Here is a 770-nt window from a genome sequence, read left to right as displayed (position 1 = left end):
AAAGTGCTGTTCAGTGTGGCTAACATGATGCATCCGGGCACACTTGAGCATGGTGATCCCGCAGAGTTTTCGACGAAAGGCATTTCCTTCTTTATGACGTTGCCTTGCTATGGCGAAGCTGAGCAAAACTTCAACTTGATGTTGAGAACTGCGCAGCAGATTGCGGATGATATGGGAGGGAATGTTCTCGATGACAAGAGAAACTTAATAACTCCTGACCGTTTAGCTGCTTATCGACGCCAAATAGTTGAGTTTAATGCGGCTAACGCATAATCTTACTACCCAATTATAAAAGGGCTCCGATTGGAGCCCTTTTTCATGGATTCCCAACCTCATCGATTGACAATATACGGGGCTTTACTATGTCTGAATCAGTACATCAACGGCTAGAAGAACTCAAAGAGTCGTTGCACTACCACGCCGTTCGCTACTACGTGGAAGATAATCCAGAGATTCCAGATGCAGAATACGACCGCCTAATGCGTGAACTGCTAGAAATTGAAGCTCAACATCCTGATTTAGTGACGGTTGATTCGCCAAGTCAGCGAGTGGGTGGTAAGCCGCTTTCTGAATTTAGTCAGGTGACACACGAAGTCCCAATGTTGTCATTAGATAATGCATTCGACGACAGTGAACTCGACAGCTTCCATAAACGTGCTCAAGACCGAATCGGTGGAGAAAGCATTAAGCAGTATTGTTGTGAACCAAAGCTAGATGGCTTAGCCGTGAGTCTGTTGTATGAAAACGGTATTTTAGTTCAAGCGGCAACG

Annotated in this window: 2 protein-coding genes; both read left to right on the top strand. The window is 45.3% G+C overall.

Annotation, left to right across the window (positions count from 1 at the left end):
• A partial coding sequence (gene zipA / locus R8O11_RS26995; RefSeq protein WP_318194847.1) for a cell division protein ZipA occupies window positions 1-273 on the top strand: 273 nt, incomplete at its 5' end.
• Window positions 274-362: 89 nt separating this feature from the next.
• On the top strand, window positions 363-770 hold a 408-nt coding region (locus R8O11_RS26990), incomplete at its 3' end, for a DNA ligase LigA-related protein (RefSeq protein WP_412035081.1).

This window comes from Vibrio sp. 1288, from assembly GCF_033344475.1.
The sequence above is the reverse complement of the archived record's forward strand: the minus strand, read 5'-3'. Positions and strand labels throughout refer to the sequence as shown.